The sequence below is a fragment of the Streptomyces sp. NPDC046335 genome (assembly GCF_055587985.1).
Genome location: NZ_JBVJFF010000003.1, coordinates 65,700 through 81,965, shown reverse-complemented (window position 1 = coordinate 81,965; position 16,266 = coordinate 65,700). Strand labels below are relative to the sequence as shown.

The window sequence follows — 16,266 nt, the reverse complement described above, 5'->3', positions numbered from 1 at the left end:
TGCCTCCGTGTGCCTTACGGGGGCAGGTCCGTGTCCGAAAGCCGCCAGCGGCGTTGGGGGGCGTGGACGCACACTGGGTGGCGTGATCGATGAAGAGACCAGGTACGAGGCCGTGCGGAGTCGGGACGGGCGGTTTGACGGGGCGTTCTTCTTCGCTGTGGAGACCACCGGGATCTACTGTCGGCCGAGCTGCCCCGCCGTCACGCCCAAGCGGCAGAACGTCCGGTATTACGCCACGGCGGCCGCCGCCCAGACCTCGGGGTTCCGGGCCTGCCGGCGCTGTCGGCCCGACGCCGTGCCCGGGTCCGCCGAGTGGGACGTGCGCGCCGATGTCGTCGGGCGCGCCATGCGCATGATCGGTGACGGCGTCGTCGACAGGGAAGGCGTGCCCGGGCTCGCCGTCCGCCTCGGGTACAGCGCCCGGCAGGTGCAGCGGCAGCTCACCGCCGAGCTGGGCGCGGGGCCCGTCGCGCTCGCCAGGGCGCAGCGGGCCCACACCGCCCGGGTACTGCTTCAGACCACCGACCTGCCCGTCACGGAGATCGCCTTCGCCGCCGGGTTCGCCAGCGTGCGGCAGTTCAACGACACCATCAAAGCGGTGTACGCCCTCACTCCGACCGGCCTGCGCGCCGCTGCCCCGAAGCGGGGGGCCGGGCGGGCCACCCCGGCCGCCGGGATTCCGCTGCGCCTCGCCCATCGGGGGCCCTACCAGTCCGCCGCCGTCTTCGACCTGCTCGCCCACGAGGCGCTGCCCGGCGTCGAAGAGGTCACGGGAGAGCGCGGCAGCCGCACGTACCGGCGTACTCTCCGGCTGCCCTACGGCACCGGCATCGTGGCCGTCCAGGAGGCCCGCTCCGCCCTCACCCCCACCGCTGCCGTACACCGCGGCGGCTGGCTCGACGCCCGGCTGCACCTCAGCGACCTGCGGGACCTGACCACGGCCGTGCAGCGCCTGCGCCGCCTCTTCGACCTGGACGCCGACCCCTACGCGGTGGACGAACGGCTCGGCGCCGACCCACGCCTGGCCCCACTCGTCGCCGCCCGGCCGGGGCTGCGCTCGCCGGGCGCCGCCGACCCCGAGGAGTTCGCCGTGCGCGCGCTCGTCGGGCGGGCGGGGGCCGCGCGGCTCGTCGAGCAGTACGGCCAGGTTCTCGACACCGCGTGCGGGCGCCTCACCCATCTCTTTCCCGCGCCCGCCGCGCTCACCGCCGAAGCGGGGCCCCTGGGCTCACTCGCCGCGGCACTCGCCGACGGCACCCTCCGCCTCGACGCCGGGGCCGACCGCGACCAGGCCGAGGCTGTCCTCGCCGATCTGCCCGGCATGGACCCCCGTACGGCCGCGTTCATCCGCATGCGGGCGCTCGGCGACCCCGACGTCGCCCCGCCCGGCGAGCCCGAATCCGTACTCGACACCTGGCGCCCCTGGCGCTCCTACGCCCTGCGCCACCTCAGGACGAACGCCTCGTGAGGGGCTCAACCCCGAGGAGGGCCGCGGTCCTGGTGTAGACGGTCCGGGCGAGAGCGTCGTCCAGGGCCAGGCGCGAAGGGGTGTCCGGCCGGGACTCGCTGAAGAAGCCGCCGTTGGGGCGCGGTGCGGGCGAGGCACCGGCGAGCCAGACCGGGGTCCGCACACCTTCGTCCGGGGTGATGGAGAACGGACGGAACAGCGGGGCGGTCAGCCGCATGAGACCGCCCGCGTTGCTGTTCATCCCGGTGCCCTTCACCATGCCGGGATTGGCGTTGTACAGGCTCATGCCCTCAGGCAGGCGCTGCGCGAGTTCTCGCGCGGCCAGGAGGCCGACGAGTTTGCTCGTCGCGTAGACGTTGATCTGGTGGTAGAAGCGCTTGCTCCACGATGTTCCCGCGACATCCGGGTCGGTGGCATCGAGCCTGCCCCGCTTTTCCACGAACGAGGACATGTTGATGATCCGCGCTTCGCGCGTGAGTGCTCCCTCGGCCAGCAGGGCGTGGGTGAGGAGGAACGGGGCGTGATGATTGAGCGCGTACGTGCGCTCCGCGCCGTCCGGCGTCTGCTCGTACCGGGGGAACGCCGCTCCCGCGTTGTTGACGAGGACGTCCACCGGGTGTCCGTCGGCGGCCAGTTTCGCTGCCAGTTCCCGTACCTGCGACCACTGTTCGAGGTCAGCGGTGTATGTCCTCGGCGGTGCCGCGTCGCTGCCCGCAGGGGCCAGGCCGTGCAGGCTGTCGGCGGCGGCCCGGGTGCGGCTCGCGTCCCGGCCGACGAGGACGACGCTCCGACCGGCCTCGGTCAGGTGGCGTGCCGTCACCAGGCCCAGGCCAGAGGCTCCGCCGGTGATGACCGTGGTCCCGCCGCTCATCGCTGCTCCTTCTCCACGGTGCCGTCGATCACTTCGCGGAGAAGCGTGTGCAGGCGCTGCCTGCTCTCGTGGTCGAGATGGGCGAAGGGTGAGTGCTCGGTGGTGTGCTGGATGACGCGGTCGCGCAGTGCGCATCCCTCGGGGGTGAGCTGGATGACTTTCACGCGGCGGTCGTCGGGGTGCGGCACACGGCGCACCAGGCCGCGCTTCTCCAGCCGGTCGATCATCGACGTGGCGGTCGAGGCGTCGCACTGCAAGAGGTCGGCAAGACGGCGCGCGGTCATCTCCCGCCCGCGACTCAGCCTCCACAGCGCGTCGGTCTGCGTGTCGGTCAGCCCTATGTCCCGCACCAGCTCCTTGAGCTCGGCATGCACCTGGGTGCGGATCGCGAACAGGCAGTCGTAAAGCTCTTCGGTCAGTTGCCGGTCATCCATGACCCGACAGTACATGGAATTTCCAATCATTGGAAAGTCCATGTACTGCGGGGGTTCTCGGGTGCGGCCCAACGGGAGCACCAGGGTTCGGAAACGGTGACGGCGCGCTAGTTGCCTTCCAGGCCCCAGCTGTGGATGCGCCGCGGCCGGATGCGGATCAGTTCCTCGCTGAAGCCCGGGCCCAAGTCGTGCGGGCCGGTGAGGAGTTCGGCCTCGCCCCTGATGTCGATGCCCCGGACCTTCCACGGCTTCAGGGTCACGATGTCGTCGACGACCAGGGACACCTTCGGGTTCGCCCGGAGGTTGCGCCACTTCTTCGTGGTGCCCAGGGCATGGCCGCCGACCAGGATCGTGCCGTCGTCCTGCGGGAAGAAGCCGACGGGGTTCGCCTGGGGCTGGCCCTTCGGGTCGACCGTGGCCATGCGCCCCAGGCGCTGGGACTTGAGGTACGCGCGCTCGGCTTCGCTGAATTCGGTCATGCGGCGAGCCTCGCACGCGCACCGCCGCGACCGCAGCGGTCACGTACCGCCCGCCCGCTAACCCCAGAACACCGCCCCCAGCCACGCCCCCAGAATCAGCAGGCAGGCGAACAGCTCGGTCAGCACGCTGGTGCCGCCGTTCCGCATGGCGGTCCGTGTCGCCGTCACCGCCTCGCCGTGGCCGCCCAGCCGCAGCCGTTCCCCGGTGTAGATGCCGCCGACGAAGCCGGGCAGGGCGCCGAGCACCGGGATCACGCAGAAGCCCAGCAGTGCCCCGGCGCCCGCGAAGAAGGCCATCCGGGGCGTCGCGCCGCTCGCCCGCAGCCGCCGCGGGGGCAGTTGCCAGCGCACGGCCTGCGCGGCGAGCAGGACGAGGGACGACCCGACGAGGATCAGCCAGGCGAGGCCGTTCGGGTCCTGCAAGGCCCACCACAAGACCGCGGCCCACACCAGCCACGGCCCCGGCACCCCGGGCACCAGCACTCCGCACAGGCCGAGCAGCATCACCACAGCGACCAGCAGGAGTTCCCAGACTCCCATCTGCCCAGAATGCGACAGATTCGGAGAAACCGCAGGTCAGATTAGCCCTGGGGCGGATGGGGCCGACGTGCCACCCACTGCCGTTCGTACGCGTGCCAGCCCAGTTGCAGCCGCGTCGTCACGCCCGTCAGCTCCATCAGCCGCTTCACCCGGCGCTGCACCGTGCGCAGCCCGAGGTCGAGCTGTTTGGCGACGCTCGCGTCGGTCAGGCCCGCGAGCAGCAGGGAGAGAATCTCCAGGTCCGTGCCGTCGGGGCCGTCGGGGGCCTCTTCGGAGAGCGTGCGGCCGTCCTCGCCGATGCGCAGCGGCAGCGCGTCCCGCCAGACCGCCTCGAACAGGCCGGTGAGGGATTCGAGGAGGCCGCTGGCGTGCACCACCAGCGCGGCGGGCTCGGCGGTGCGCGAGGTCAGCGGCACCATCGCCAGACCGCCGTCGGCGATCACCAGCTTGGTGGGGACGCGGTCCACCGCCCGCACCTGCTCGCCGCGGCCGATCGCCGCCGAGAGCTCGATGAGACCGGTCGGCAGATCGAGGACCGAGCGCTCGACCACGACGCGGTAGCGCACGCCGCGGCCTGCGGCCTGCTCCTCGGCGCTGTTCTCCATGCCGGAGACGGCGATGGGGGTGCCGGTCACCAGCGCGCACACCTCGTCGCTCGCCCCGAGCTGGAGCTGGAGGAAGCGCTGCGAGACGGCCGCCGCCCCGGTGACCACCTCGACCAGATCGTGGACGGTGGGCTCGACGGCCCGCGCGCGGTACTCCTCGGCGAGCAGGGTCGCCGCCAGCTCCGCCTTCTCCAGCTCGTGCCGCTGCTGGGTGAGGAGCGCGCCGAGCGCGACGCCGGGCGGCGCCGCCACCCAGCGGCCCGCCCTGCCCGAGGCCTGCGCGGCCAGGCCGTGGCGCTCCAGGCGGCGCAGCGCCCGCTCCGTCTCCGGTTCGGCGAGGGTGAGCCTGCGTGCCAGATCGGGCACGTCGGCGGCGCCCACCGCCACAAGGGCCCGGTACGCCGACTCGTGCGTCTCGTCCAGACCTATCGCTGCCAGCATGCGGCGACGTCCCTCCCCGGGTTCCCATCCGACTGCCCCGACCCGGCGGCCCCGTGGCGGGAAACGGCCACGGCGTAAACCCGCCCCAGCACATCATCCCCGTACCGTTCGCGGATTGAACGCGCCGCTACGGGGCACGCGGCCCGGCGAGCAGGTCGGGCTCGGAGCCACACCGACACCGCCGGGCGGGCCTCCCGTGGGGGGTGGGTCCGCCCGGCGGCCTCCGGGCGGGCTCCCGGGCCGGTCCCCGTCGGTGTCACCGGAAGGGCCGGAAGGGCCGGATTTTCCGGAAGCACCGTTTTCGTGCGGCCCTCGCGGTGGAAAATTGGGGACATGAGCCAGCAGGGGGAGAGGCACACCGGCCGCGACGACGACTGGTGGGGGCAGCTGTACGACGATGCCACGCGGGACACGGGCCCGGCGCCCGCGGCGGACACCCTCGACGACCGGTTCGCCTCGGCGGCGGACGCGGTGCAGGAGGACATCCCCGCCCAGCGTTCCGGCGACTCCCCGGACGGCGACTCCCCGGACGGCGACTCCCCGGACGGCGACTCCCCGGACGGCGACTCCCCGGACGGCGAATCCCCGGGCGGCGGCCTCCCGGAAACCGCCGCGCAGGCGCCACCCGAAGCCGTGCCACCCGAAGCCGTGCCATCCGAAGCGGCGCCATCCGAAGCCGTACCGCCCGAAGCCGTGCCGCCACCTCGGGGCCCGGACCGCCCCGCCTCGGGACCGCCGCTCACCACCCCCGTCGCCCCCGCCCCCTGGGAGCCGCCCGCCGCGCCCAGCGGTCCCGTGACGTTCGGGTCCGGGGCCGGGCCCGTGCCCGGTGCGGAGGCGTCCACCGAGGAGCCCCCGCCGCCGGGACCCGCCCACGCGGAACCCCGCCCCGCGGGGCTCGACCACGTGGGCGACGGGCCGCCGACCTACGAGGCAGAGCCCACCGCCCTGCCCGCGGCCGACCCCGACGACCTCGGCGATCTCGTCGCCGACACCGTCCTCGACGGGGCCAGGTACGGCACCTGGACCCTGCGCGCCGCCTCCCTGCGCGGCGACTCCGCGCGGTACCGGGGCGAGCCCCGCCGCGACTCCCTGCTCACCGCCCGCTTCGGCAGCGGGGACGAGGCCCTGCTGCTCGTGGCCATGGCCACCGGCGCCCGCGCGACCCCGGGGGCGCACCGGGCCGCCGCCGAGGCCTGCGAGTACATCGGCAGGGCCGTGGGCCGCAGCCACCGGCGGCTCGCCGAGGACATCAGGGGCGGCCGGCGCGGCGACCTGAAGTCGGGCCTGCACCGCCTCACCGACCGCAGCCTCGGCAGGCTCCGCGCCCGCGCCGCCGACCTCGGTCTCGACCCCGGCGAGTACGCGGCGTCCCTGCGCTGCCTCCTGCTGCCCGCCGACCCCCGGTGCCGCACCCGCGTGTTCTTCGGCGTCGGCGCGGGCGGGATCTTCCGGCTGCGGGACGGCGCGTGGCAGGACATCGAGCCCCGCGTCGCCGCCGCCACCGGCGACGCCGTGGTCGGCTTCGGCTCACCGCCCCCGCAGACACCGGAGGGCGACCGCCTCACCATGGACCTCAACATCACCACGCCTCCCAGTCCGTACGAACGGGCCCCCGAGCCGCCCCACGACCCGTTCCGGTTCCGCGCCTCCGTCGCCCGGCCGGGTGACACGCTCCTGCTGTGCAGCGGCGGCCTCGCCGAACCCCTGCGCGGCGAGCCGGAGCTGCCCGAACACCTCACCCGCCGATGGCACAAGAGCGGCCCGCCAGGGCTCGCGGGCTTCCTCGCCGACGTCCAGGTGCGGGTCAAGGGGTACGCGGACGACCGGACGGCCGCCGGCGTCTGGGAGGCATGACCGCCGCACCTGTGAATTCATGGACCCAGCGGGGGAACGAGGACCGGGTCCACGGATCACCAGGCTGGAGAGGTGCGTACGGCATGGCCAAGCAGAACATCGCCGAACAGTTCGTCGACATTCTCGTCCGCGCGGGCGTGCAACGCCTGTACGGAGTCGTCGGCGACAGCCTCAACCCGGTCGTGGACGCCATCCGCCGCACCCCGGAGATCGACTGGATCCAGGTCAGGCACGAGGAGACCGCCGCCTTCGCGGCCGGCGCCGAAGCGCAGATCACCGGAAGGCTGGCCGCCTGCGCGGGCTCCTGCGGCCCCGGCAACCTCCACCTCATCAACGGCCTGTACGACGCCCACCGCTCCATGGCGCCCGTCCTCGCCCTGGCCTCGCACATCCCCTCCAGCGAGATCGGGCTCGGCTTCTTCCAGGAGACCCACCCCGACCGGCTCTTCCAGGAGTGCAGCCACTACAGCGAGCTGATCTCCAGCCCCAAGCAGATGCCCCGGCTGCTCCAGACCGCCATCCAGAACGCCGTCGGCCGGTCCGGCGTCAGCGTCGTCTCGCTGCCGGGTGACATCGCGGGCGAGCCTGCCCCGGCCAAGGCCGCCGAGACCGCCCTGGTGACGTCCCGGCCGTCGGTGCGCCCCGGCGACGCGGAGATCGAGAAGCTCACCAAGATGATCGACGCGGCCGACAAGGTCACCCTGTTCTGCGGCAGCGGCACGGCGGGCGCCCACGCCGAGGTCATGGAGTTCGCCGAGAAGATCAAGTCCCCGGTGGGCCACGCCCTGCGCGGCAAGGAGTTCATCCAGTACGACAACCCCTACGACGTGGGGATGAGCGGCCTGCTGGGCTACGGCGCCGCCTACGAGGCCACCCACGAGTGCGACCTGCTGATCCTGCTCGGCACGGACTTCCCGTACAACGCGTTCCTGCCCGACGACGTCAAGATCGCCCAGGTCGACGTGCGCCCCGAACACCTCGGGCGCCGCTCGAAGCTGGACCTCGCGGTCTGGGGCGACGTCCGCGAGACCCTGCGCTGTCTGACGCCGCGCGTCTCGCCCAAGACGAACCGCAAGTTCCTCGACAAGATGCTCAAGAAGCACGCGGACGCGCTCGAAGGCGTGGTCAAGGCCTACACCCGCAAGGTCGACAAGCACATCCCGATCCACCCCGAGTACGTGGCGTCGGTCCTCGACGACGTCGCCGCCGACGACGCGATCTTCACCGTGGACACCGGGATGTGCAACGTCTGGGCGGCCCGCTATCTCAGCCCCAACGGCAGGCGCCGCATCATCGGCTCCTTCAGCCACGGCTCGATGGCCAACGCCCTGCCGCAGGCGATCGGCGCCCAGTTCGTCGACCGCAGGCGCCAGGTCGTCTCGATGTCCGGCGACGGCGGCTTCTCGATGCTGATGGGCGACTTCCTCACCCTCGTCCAGCACGACCTGCCGGTGAAGGTCGTGCTGTTCAACAACTCCTCGCTCGGCATGGTCGAACTGGAGATGCTGGTCGCGGGCCTGCCCTCGTACGGCACGGACAACCACAACCCGGACTTCGCCGCCATCGCCCGCGCCGCCGGTGCCTACGGCATCCGCGTGGAGAAGCCCAAGCAGCTCGCGAGCGCCCTGAAGGACGCCTTCTCGCACAAGGGCCCCGCCCTGGTCGACGTCGTCACCGACCCGAACGCCCTCTCCATCCCGCCCAAGATCAGCTCGGACATGGTGACCGGCTTCGCGCTCTCCGCGGGCAAGATCGTCCTGGACGGCGGCGTGGGCCGGATGGTCCAGATGGCCCGTTCCAACCTGCGGCACGTGCCGAGGCCCTGAACCCGGGCCCCGGCACGCTCCCCTCGGCTCAGGCCGGCCGCAGCCGCAGGGTCACGATCTGGAACGGCCGCAGGGTGAGCGTCAGTCCGGCCTCGCCCGTCTCGGCGTCGTGCAGCGGCCGTTCGAGCAGGTCGGTGACCTCCGCCCGCGCCACGGGGAACGACGTGGCGAGCGTGGCCGCGGCCCGGCCGCCGCGCGACTCGTAGAGACGGACGATCACGTCCCCGCCCCGGTCGTCGGCGAGCTTGACGGACTCGACGGTGACCCCCGGATGGTCGACGTCCACCAGCGGCGCGAGCACGGGCGCGGAGGCCACCCGCAGCGGCAGGTTCAGGGCCAGGCCCCCGGCCACCGCGTCCCCCGTCGTCGCCCCGGGAAGCAGCGCGTACGTGAAGCGGTGCGTGCCCTGATCGGTCTCCGGGTCCGGGCTGTGCGGGGCCCGCAGCAGCGTGAGCCGCACGGTCGTGCCGAGCGCACCGCCGTGCTCGGCCCGGGTGACGTCATGGCCGTACGTCGCGTCGTTGAGCAGCGCCACGCCATAGCCCTCCTCGGCGACGCGCAGCCAGCGGTGCGCGCAGATCTCGTACCGCGCGGCGTCCCACCCGGTGTTGGCGTGGGTCGGCCGGTGCACATGGCCGAACTGGATCTCGGCGGCCGAGCGCTCGGCGTGCACGTCGAGCGGGAACGCGGTCTTGAGCACCTTCTCCGACTCGCGCCAGTCGACGTCCGTGACGACGTCGAGCCGTCTGCTGCCCGCGTCGAGCCGGATCTCCTGGGTGATCCGGGACTTCCCGAAGGCGCGCACCACCCGCACCGCGACCCGCAGCGGCCCGTCCTCGACCAGCTCCACGGACTCCGCCTCCGTGAGGTCGGTGTGCCGCCGCAGGTAGTGCTTGTCGAGGTCCCAGGCGTCGTAGTGCGTGGGGTGGTCGGGGTGGAGCTGGAGGAGGTTGCCGGGGGCGGCGAGCACCTCGCGCCCCGCGTCCAGGTCCATGACCGAGGTGAGCAGCCCGGCGGCGTCGACCGTCACGCTCAGGTGCTCGTTGGTGAGGAGGATCGTCTCCCCGGTGGTGTGCGCGACCGCGCCGGGCCCGGAGCCGCCGGCGGCCTCCAGGCTCCGCGTGCCGAGCGCGGGCACGTCGACGCGCGCCAGGGTGCCGTCACCGGTGTCCACGACCTCGTCACGGGCGTACGGCGAGGCGTTCAGGACAGCGGGACCGCCCGCGCCGAGCGAGCGCACGGCCGCCGCGGTGACCTCGTCAAGCTCGGCGAGGACCCGCTCATAGGTCTCCCGCGCCTCCCGGTGCACCCAGGCGATCGAGGACCCCGGCAGGATGTCGTGGAACTGGTGCAGGAGCACCGTCTTCCACAGGCGGTCCAGGGTGTCGTACGGATAGCCGTACGCGGGGTCGCGCACCGCCGCGGCCGTGCACCACAACTCGGCCTCGCGCAGGGCGTGTTCGGTGCGTCGGTTGCCGCGCTTGGTCGCCGCCTGCGTCGTGTACGTGGCGCGGTGCAGCTCCAGGTACAGCTCGCCGGACCAGACGGGGGCCCGGGCGCCGTACTCCTCCTCGGCCGCCGCGAAGAACGCCGACGGCTTCTCGATCTCGACGCGCGGCGAGCCCTCCAGGGAGCGGAGTCGCCGTGCCCGCTCCATCATCTCCCGGGTGGGGCCGCCCCCGCCGTCGCCCCAGCCGAACGGCACCAGGGAGCGGCTCGCGCGGCCCTTGTCGGCGAAGTTCCGCTCGGCGTGGGCGAGTTCGGCGCCGTGGAACTGGGAGTTGTAGGTGTCCACGGGCGGGAAGTGGGTGAAGACGCGGGTCCCGTCGATGCCCTCCCACCAGAAGGTGTGGTGCGGCATCTTGTTCGACTGGTTCCAGCTCAGCTTCTGCGTGAGGAACCAGCGGATGCCCGCGAGCTTCGCGAGCTGCGGGAAGGCCGCGGTGTACCCGAAGGAGTCCGGCAGCCAGATCTCCTCCGTCTCCACCCCCAGTTCCTCGCGGAAGAACCGCATGCCGTGCGTGATCTGCCGGGCGAGCGCCTCGCCGCCCGGCATGTTGGCGTCCGACTCGACCCACATCGAGCCCACCGGCGCCCACGTCCCGTCCGCGACCGCCTTCTTGATCCGCTCCCAGATGTGCGGCTGGTGCTCCTTCACCCAGGCGTACTGCTGCGCCTGCGAACAGGCGAAGACCAGCTCCGGATACTCCTCCGCCAGGGCGGTCACATTGGCAAACGTCCGCGAAGCCTTGCGCACCGTTTCGCGCAGCGGCCACAGCCATGCCGAGTCGATGTGGGCGTGCCCGGTCGCCGACACGCGGTGCGCGCTGGCGTGCGCGGGCCTCGAAAGGACCTCGGCGAGCTCGGCGCGCGCGGCGGCGGCCGTGCCGGACACGTCGTGCAGATCGAGGGCGTCGAGCATGTCCTCCAGGGCGCGCAGGATCTCATGGCGTCGCGGCCGGTCGGCCTCCAGTTGGGCCATCAGCTCGGTCAGGACCTCGATGTCCAGGACCAGTCGCCAAACGTCCTCGTCCAGTACGGCCAGATCGGCAGACGCGAATCGGTAGATCGGGGTATTGCCTGCGGTCAGGACGTCGCCAAGGGGCGTCGGCACGAAGTCGTGCAGGACGGCAGGGTTGGCCGCCGCCTCCAGGAGTAGGTGCACCGGCTCGCCGCCATCGGCCGGGGAGGCCACGGGAATATGCCGGTTGCGCGGGTGAACTCCCTTGATCGGGACGCCCGCCGCGTCGTACACGAGCCCCTCCGCCTGGAACCCCGGTCCCTCACCGCTGAACCCGGGGTCGACGACCACTTCGACCCGGCGTCCGCGCCACTCGCCCGGCACCGCTCCCTTGAGCCGGAACCAGCTCGTTGACCAGGGCTTTCCCCATTCCATGCCGGTCTCGAAGGGTTCGTACGACGCTTCGAGAGCCGCCGATACGGGCACCGGCTCGCCCGGCGCGTGCCAGACGGAGAGGGCCAGCGGCGCCTTCTCGGCGTACTGGGCGGGGCGGATGAACTGGCGCAGCGCCCGCTCCAGGCGGCCTTCCACCAGCAGTCTGTCGTCGTGCACGCGGGCTCCTCGGAACGCTCGGAGGCGGGGGTCCACGGCTTCACTTCCCCGTGAGCCCGGGGCACACCCCTGCCGATGGTTGACGATTCGACAGGAGTGCGGGTGCGGGCCCGGGGCATGCATTCCGAGAAGAAGTTCGAGCTAGGAGGCCAGAACATCGCTCTGTGGGCGGGGAACATGACGAGGCAGACACGTGGACGTGCCCCTGGGGGGCTGGGGGACTCGTCGCCGAGCGCAGCGGAAAGGAATGCCGGCGAGTTGCCGGTGGGCCCGGGCACGGCCCAACTCAGGCGCAGGCTGGCGAAAGCGGATCTGCGCGCGGTGTCCGAGGTCAGAAGAGCCCTGAGGGAATTCCTGAGACCCTGGGAAAGGCCGGGGACGGCCGACGTTGCCGAACTGCTCACCAGCGAACTGGTCACCAACGCGCTGGTGCACACCGATCACGACGCGGTCGTCACCGCGACCGTGGGCCCGCGCGGCCTGCGCGTCGAGGTGCGGGACTTCACGGGAAGCCGCCCCGAACCACGGACACCGGCCACCGGCGACGGTACGCACGGCCGGGGCCTGGTCCTCGTCCAGTCCCTCGCCGACGCGTGGGGGGTACGGGCCCACGGCGTGGGCAAGGCGGTGTGGTTCGAGCTGGGCAGTGGCAGCGCGGCCTGAGCGGCGGTGGCACGGACCTGGCCGTGTCACCGCCGCTCAGTGCTCGACGGCCCGGGAGGGCCGTCAGCCGAACTGCTGCTCAAGGTCCTTGAGCTTCCGCTCCAGGGAGTCGAGCCGGGGCAGTGCCTGGGTGTCGTCCTCCGCCGTGAGGTCGACGGTGACGGCGGCGTCGGAGTCACCCTTGACGGCCTGGAGGGAGGGCCGGGCGCGTAGCGGCAGCTGTTCCTGCGCCGCTATGGCAGGGTCCGCGCCGACCTGCGCGGACCCGGCACCCGACGAGACGGCCTGCACGTCGACCTGGCGGCCGCCCCTGGCGTAGCCGCGCTGACCGCGGCTGATCGCCTTGAGCTGGGCGCGCTCCAGCTTCTCCTTGTCGCGCCGGTGCAGCCGGGTGCGTTCCTTCTCCTTGCGGTCCTCCCGCACCTCCTCGACGGCCTCGTCCAGGGAACGCACGCCTTCCAGGAGCATCAGCGACCAGGCGCCGAAGGTCTCCCGGGGCGCGCGCAGCCACCGCACGATGCGGATCTGCGGCAGCGGACGCGGCACGAGGCCCTGCTCGCGCAGCGCGGCCCTGCGGGTCTGCTTCAGCGCACGGTCGAAGAGCACGGCCGCCGAGAGCGACATCCCCGCGAAGAACTGCGGGGCACCCGCGTGGCCCAGGCCCCTCGGAGCGTGCACCCAGTTGAACCAGGCCGCGGCCCCGGCGAACGTCCATACGAGCAACCGGGAGCCGAGCGCCGCGTCGCCGTGGCTGGCCTCGCGCACGGCGAGGACGGAGCAGAACATCGCCGCGCCGTCCAGGCCGAACGGGACGAGGTACTCCCAGCCGCCGGAGAGGCTCAGGTTCTGCCGGCCGAAGCCGACGAGTCCGTGGAAGGAGAGCGCGGCGGCGACCGCGGCGCAGCAGAACAGCAGGACGTAGGAGGCGCTGCCGTAGATCGCCTCCTTGCGCCTGCGGCGCTCCTCGCTGCGTTCCCACGAGTCGTCGGCCGAGGCGTCCTTGCCCGTCTTCGCATGGCCTCGCTTCCCGCGCGCGAGCACCGCCACCGCCACCAGCATGCCCAGGAGCAGGACGCCGCCGGGGAGCAGCCAGTCCAGCGATATGTCGGTCAGTCTCATCTGGGGTCCCTTGCGTCGCGGTAGGGCGTTTCGGCGCCATATTGACCTGGTCGCGATGGACCACAAGGGGTTTCGGGGCAAGAAGACGCCAAGGGGGTGCCAGGGAGCACCGAGAGCGCGTTTTTACTCGAACACGCCTCGGGGGAGCGGGCGTTGAGTTCGATTAGGCGGACGCGAAAGGGTGGTTCGAGGCGCGGCGCGGGTTCAGTTCGCCGCAGCGGCGGCGCTCAGCCGGGCGACGCGCTCCGCGTCACAGGTGCGCGGACAGGTGACGCAGGGGTCCTCGGGGCGCAGGGTGTAGAACATGCAGCAGCTCGCCCGGTCCCGGGTCGGCAGCGCCTCGCCGTCGGGGCCCGTCAGCTCCCGGAAACCGGCCGTGCCCACGTACGGCTTGGTGGCGCCAGGAAGCAGCCGCTCCAGCTCCGTCATGGCGCGCCGCTCCTCGCCGAGGAGGTGCGCGACGTACCAGAGGCCCTCGACGATCTCGTCGGTGGCGACGCTCCACAGGGCGCGCGAGCGGCGCCGCATCCGGGGGCCGAAGCCGTCGAGGAGCGGACCGAGGTGCTCGGCGACCGCCTCCCGTACCTCCGCGCGCAGCGCCTCCTCGTCCGGTACGACACGGGCGCCGGGCAGCGTGGCGGCCGGGTCGCCCGGCAGACAGGCGAAGCTCTCGGCGCGTACGGCCATCCGGCCCAGGGTGCGCTGGAAGGAGACGTTCCGTACGGGGTAGCGCGGGACGCGGCGGTGCAGGAACCAGGGGACCGTGATCAGCAGGGTGGCCGGCCAGGCGTACCGGTGCAGGCCGAAGCTCGCGATCACGTCCGGCCGTGCCTGGGTGCCGTAGTCCTTGAGGACCTGCGCGTTGTCCCAGGCCAGAAACGCGTCGAGGTCGGCCCCGCCCTCCGCGAGCCGGGCGGCGGTGACCCAGCCGCCGCCCTGTGGGGCCTGTTCCTCGTGGCCGAGTTCGGTGACGCGCAGTCCGGAGAACACCTCGGAGAGGCGGGCGTAGGAGTCCGCCACGGCGCTGGGGGCGCTCGGGGCGGGCGCTGCCAAGGTCTGAACGGACATGCGGGGACCACCGAATCGCGATCGATTGCAGGTAAGCCTTACCTTACCCGACATGATCGAGGTTTCAACCGCGGACGTGTCCGCCTAGGGTGCCTCTCGTACCTTTTCGGTGGCTGGACGCGAATGGACGCGGGTGAACGTGGTGGAGCAGGCCGGAGCGCGTGGGGTGGACCGCCTCGCGGGGATGCCGCGCGTCCGGGTGCCGGAGCAGCCGGGTCCGGGGGACCGCAGGCCGACCGTGACCGCGCGCGGGGAGCACACATACGGTGCGGCGGAGCAGCCGAGCAGGGCGGAGCAGCCGCGCAGGGTGGTGCGGCGCACCTCCGTACGGGGGCAGATCCTCGACGCGCTGCGGGCCGCGCTCGTGAGCGGCGAACTCGCGCCCGGCGAGGTCTACTCCGCGCCGGTGCTCGGCGAGCGCTTCGGCGTCTCCGCGACCCCCGTCCGCGAGGCCATGCAGCAGCTCGCCACGGAGGGGGCCGTCGAGGTCGTCCCGAACCGCGGCTTCCGGGTCACCGAGCACAGTGCCCGGGAGCTGGCGGAACTGGCGGAGGTGCGGGCCCTGATCGAGGTGCCGGTGATGCTGCGGCTCGCCCGCACCGTCCCCGCGGCGCGCTGGAGAGGGCTGCTCCCGCTCGCCGAGGCGACCGTGACGGCGGCGGCGGGCGGCGACCTCGCGCGCTACGCGGAGGCGGACCGCGCCTTCCACGGCGCGGTGCTCGCCCTCGGCGGCAACCAGCGGCTCGTCCAGATCGCCGCCGATCTGCACCGGCGCTCCCAGTGGCCCCTGACCGGCGGCCCCGCGGCGGGCCGCAGGGCCGCCCTCGTGGCGGACGCGGCGGAGCACATGGCGCTCCTCGAAGCGCTCGTCGCCCAGGACTTCGACGCCGTCCCGGCCCTGGTCCGGGGGCACTTCGCGGGAGCGGACGGCTAGCCCTCCGCCGGGCCGTCGCCCCCGCCCGCTCAGACCGCCGGTGCCGGTGGTGTCAGGTGCTGGGAGAGCCAGGCCGGCACGCCCCCCAGGAGGCGGAAGAGGCGGGTGGCCTCCGCGCGCAGCCGGGTGGCCTCCGGCTCGGGCTCCGCGTCGGCGAGGGCCGCGAGCGCCGGGGCCGTGCCGACCAGATAGCCCAGCTCCTCGCGGATGCGCAGCGACTCCGTGAAGCCGTGCCGCGCCTCCGCCAGCTCTCCGTCGCGCAGGGCGAGTCCGGCCAGGTGCCGCCAGGTGAACGAGAGCAGCAGGGCGTCGGCGTGCGCCGTGGCGCCGGCGTGGGCCCTGCGGTACGCGGCCTTCGCGGCCTGCGGGGAACCCGCGATGTGCTCGGCGATGAGCCCCCGGCGGAAGTCCAGCAGGGGGCGCCGCGCGGCGTTCGGTGCGAGCAGCGCGGCGGCCCTGCCGAGCGCCGTCCGCGCCTCGTCGGCCCGGTCGCGTACCCCCAACACCGTGGACGCGTAAGCCAGTTGGCCGCGCTCGCAGGCTGCCGCGCCGCGGTCGTCGTCGTCCTCGGCCAGGGCCTCCGCGGTGCGCAGGCCGTCCTCGGCCTCGCCCCAGCCGTCCCCGGTGAACAGGCAGCGCTCGACGAGGAGCGCCGTCCGCTGCACCGCGGGGCCGGGTCCGGGCCGCGGGGCCAGGAGGGCTGCCGCGTCGGTCCAGCAGCCGCGCGAGCGCAGCCGCCATACCGCGGTCTGGAGTGGATCGTCCCCTGCAGTCGTTCCGGTACCAGACATGGCGGTATGCGCCACGTTGCCCTCCCCGAGCACACCATTGAGCTGTTGAGTCGTGGGCGCATCTCAGCACGGATGGCGGCACCGGGCCAAGAGGCCG

General features: G+C 73.0%; 14 protein-coding genes. 5 read left to right on the top strand and 9 right to left on the bottom strand.

The annotated features are described in order from the left end of the window. The first annotated feature begins 82 nt into the window (after positions 1–82). On the top strand, positions 83–1,468 hold the full coding sequence (locus ACZ6JY_RS07310; protein ID WP_469193158.1) for a bifunctional transcriptional activator/DNA repair enzyme AdaA: 1,386 nt from the start codon (positions 83–85) through the stop codon (positions 1,466–1,468). Here the strand turns inward: ACZ6JY_RS07310 and ACZ6JY_RS07305 are convergent. The 5 genes from ACZ6JY_RS07305 to ACZ6JY_RS07285 all read right to left on the bottom strand — a co-directional run bounded on the left by ACZ6JY_RS07305 (position 1,449) and on the right by ACZ6JY_RS07285 (position 4,838). Next, on the bottom strand, positions 1,449–2,339 hold the full coding sequence (locus ACZ6JY_RS07305; RefSeq protein WP_469193156.1) for an SDR family NAD(P)-dependent oxidoreductase: 891 nt from the start codon (positions 2,337–2,339) through the stop codon (positions 1,449–1,451). The two genes, ACZ6JY_RS07310 and ACZ6JY_RS07305, sit on opposite strands and share 20 nt — an antisense overlap. Further along, positions 2,336–2,773 (bottom strand): MarR family winged helix-turn-helix transcriptional regulator, encoded by a 438-nt coding sequence (locus tag ACZ6JY_RS07300; RefSeq protein WP_469193154.1) that lies wholly within the window; start codon positions 2,771–2,773, stop codon positions 2,336–2,338. Before ACZ6JY_RS07300 ends, ACZ6JY_RS07305 begins: the two co-directional genes overlap by 4 nt. A 107-nt stretch (positions 2,774–2,880) precedes the next feature. Further along, positions 2,881–3,252 (bottom strand): PPOX class F420-dependent oxidoreductase, encoded by a 372-nt coding sequence (locus ACZ6JY_RS07295; protein ID WP_469193152.1) that lies wholly within the window; start codon positions 3,250–3,252, stop codon positions 2,881–2,883. 57 nt (positions 3,253–3,309) lie between these two features. After that, a complete protein-coding gene (locus ACZ6JY_RS07290; protein WP_469193150.1) occupies positions 3,310–3,792 on the bottom strand; it encodes a DUF456 domain-containing protein in 483 nt (160 codons plus the stop codon). 41 nt (positions 3,793–3,833) lie between these two features. Then, positions 3,834–4,838, bottom strand: a complete 1,005-nt coding sequence (locus ACZ6JY_RS07285; protein WP_469193148.1) for a helix-turn-helix domain-containing protein — start codon at positions 4,836–4,838, stop codon at positions 3,834–3,836. A 333-nt stretch (positions 4,839–5,171) separates the two neighbouring features. Between ACZ6JY_RS07285 and ACZ6JY_RS07280 the strand changes: the two genes are divergently transcribed. Beyond that, entirely contained in the window at positions 5,172–6,695 is a 1,524-nt protein-coding gene (locus ACZ6JY_RS07280; protein WP_469193146.1) for a protein phosphatase 2C domain-containing protein, read from the top strand. Positions 6,696–6,778: 83 nt separating this feature from the next. After that, a complete protein-coding gene (locus tag ACZ6JY_RS07275) occupies positions 6,779–8,521 on the top strand; it encodes a pyruvate dehydrogenase (RefSeq protein ID WP_469193145.1) in 1,743 nt (580 codons plus the stop codon). A 28-nt stretch (positions 8,522–8,549) separates the two neighbouring features. Here the strand turns inward: ACZ6JY_RS07275 and ACZ6JY_RS07270 are convergent, their stop codons facing one another. After that, positions 8,550–11,594 carry an alpha-mannosidase gene (locus ACZ6JY_RS07270; protein ID WP_469193143.1) on the bottom strand — a complete coding sequence of 1,015 codons (3,045 nt, stop codon included), beginning with the start codon at positions 11,592–11,594 and terminating at the stop codon, positions 8,550–8,552. A 258-nt stretch (positions 11,595–11,852) separates the two neighbouring features. On the opposite strand from ACZ6JY_RS07270, the gene ACZ6JY_RS07265 reads away from it, so the two are divergent. Next, positions 11,853–12,257 carry an ATP-binding protein gene (locus tag ACZ6JY_RS07265; RefSeq protein WP_469193141.1) on the top strand — a complete coding sequence of 135 codons (405 nt, stop codon included), beginning with the start codon at positions 11,853–11,855 and terminating at the stop codon, positions 12,255–12,257. A gap of 63 nt (positions 12,258–12,320) precedes the next feature. Here the strand turns inward: ACZ6JY_RS07265 and ACZ6JY_RS07260 are convergent, their stop codons facing one another. Together ACZ6JY_RS07260 and ACZ6JY_RS07255 are read right to left on the bottom strand one after the other, a co-directional pair. Continuing rightward, entirely contained in the window at positions 12,321–13,376 is a 1,056-nt protein-coding gene (locus ACZ6JY_RS07260; protein WP_469193139.1) for a DUF2637 domain-containing protein, read from the bottom strand. 204 nt (positions 13,377–13,580) lie between these two features. Beyond that, positions 13,581–14,444, bottom strand: a complete 864-nt coding sequence (locus ACZ6JY_RS07255) for a (2Fe-2S)-binding protein (RefSeq protein ID WP_469193137.1) — start codon at positions 14,442–14,444, stop codon at positions 13,581–13,583. A 184-nt stretch (positions 14,445–14,628) separates the two neighbouring features. On the opposite strand from ACZ6JY_RS07255, the gene ACZ6JY_RS07250 reads away from it, so the two are divergent. Further along, the gene (locus ACZ6JY_RS07250) at positions 14,629–15,378 is read left to right on the top strand and encodes a GntR family transcriptional regulator (RefSeq protein ID WP_469193890.1); all 750 of its coding nucleotides are present in this window, start codon (positions 14,629–14,631) and stop codon (positions 15,376–15,378) included. A gap of 29 nt (positions 15,379–15,407) precedes the next feature. On the opposite strand, the gene ACZ6JY_RS07245 is transcribed toward ACZ6JY_RS07250, so the two are convergent. Continuing rightward, positions 15,408–16,184 (bottom strand): hypothetical protein, encoded by a 777-nt coding sequence (locus tag ACZ6JY_RS07245; protein WP_469193135.1) that lies wholly within the window; start codon positions 16,182–16,184, stop codon positions 15,408–15,410. Positions 16,185–16,266 lie beyond the last annotated feature (82 nt).

Bases quoted from the DNA above. Each gene is read 5' to 3' on its own strand.
- ACZ6JY_RS07305 (WP_469193156.1), bottom strand. From the start codon at position 2,339: ATGAGCGGCGGGACCACGGTCATCACCGGCGGAGCCTCTGGCCTGGGC.
- ACZ6JY_RS07300 (WP_469193154.1), bottom strand. From the start codon at position 2,773: ATGGATGACCGGCAACTGACCGAAGAGCTTTACGACTGCCTGTTCGCG.
- ACZ6JY_RS07295 (WP_469193152.1), bottom strand. From the start codon at position 3,252: ATGACCGAATTCAGCGAAGCCGAGCGCGCGTACCTCAAGTCCCAGCGC.
- ACZ6JY_RS07290 (WP_469193150.1), bottom strand. From the start codon at position 3,792: ATGGGAGTCTGGGAACTCCTGCTGGTCGCTGTGGTGATGCTGCTCGGC.
- ACZ6JY_RS07285 (WP_469193148.1), bottom strand. From the start codon at position 4,838: ATGCTGGCAGCGATAGGTCTGGACGAGACGCACGAGTCGGCGTACCGG.
- ACZ6JY_RS07280 (WP_469193146.1), top strand. From the start codon at position 5,172: ATGAGCCAGCAGGGGGAGAGGCACACCGGCCGCGACGACGACTGGTGG.
- ACZ6JY_RS07275 (WP_469193145.1), top strand. From the start codon at position 6,779: ATGGCCAAGCAGAACATCGCCGAACAGTTCGTCGACATTCTCGTCCGC.
- ACZ6JY_RS07260 (WP_469193139.1), bottom strand. From the start codon at position 13,376: ATGAGACTGACCGACATATCGCTGGACTGGCTGCTCCCCGGCGGCGTC.
- ACZ6JY_RS07255 (WP_469193137.1), bottom strand. From the start codon at position 14,444: ATGTCCGTTCAGACCTTGGCAGCGCCCGCCCCGAGCGCCCCCAGCGCC.
- ACZ6JY_RS07250 (WP_469193890.1), top strand. From the start codon at position 14,629: ATGCCGCGCGTCCGGGTGCCGGAGCAGCCGGGTCCGGGGGACCGCAGG.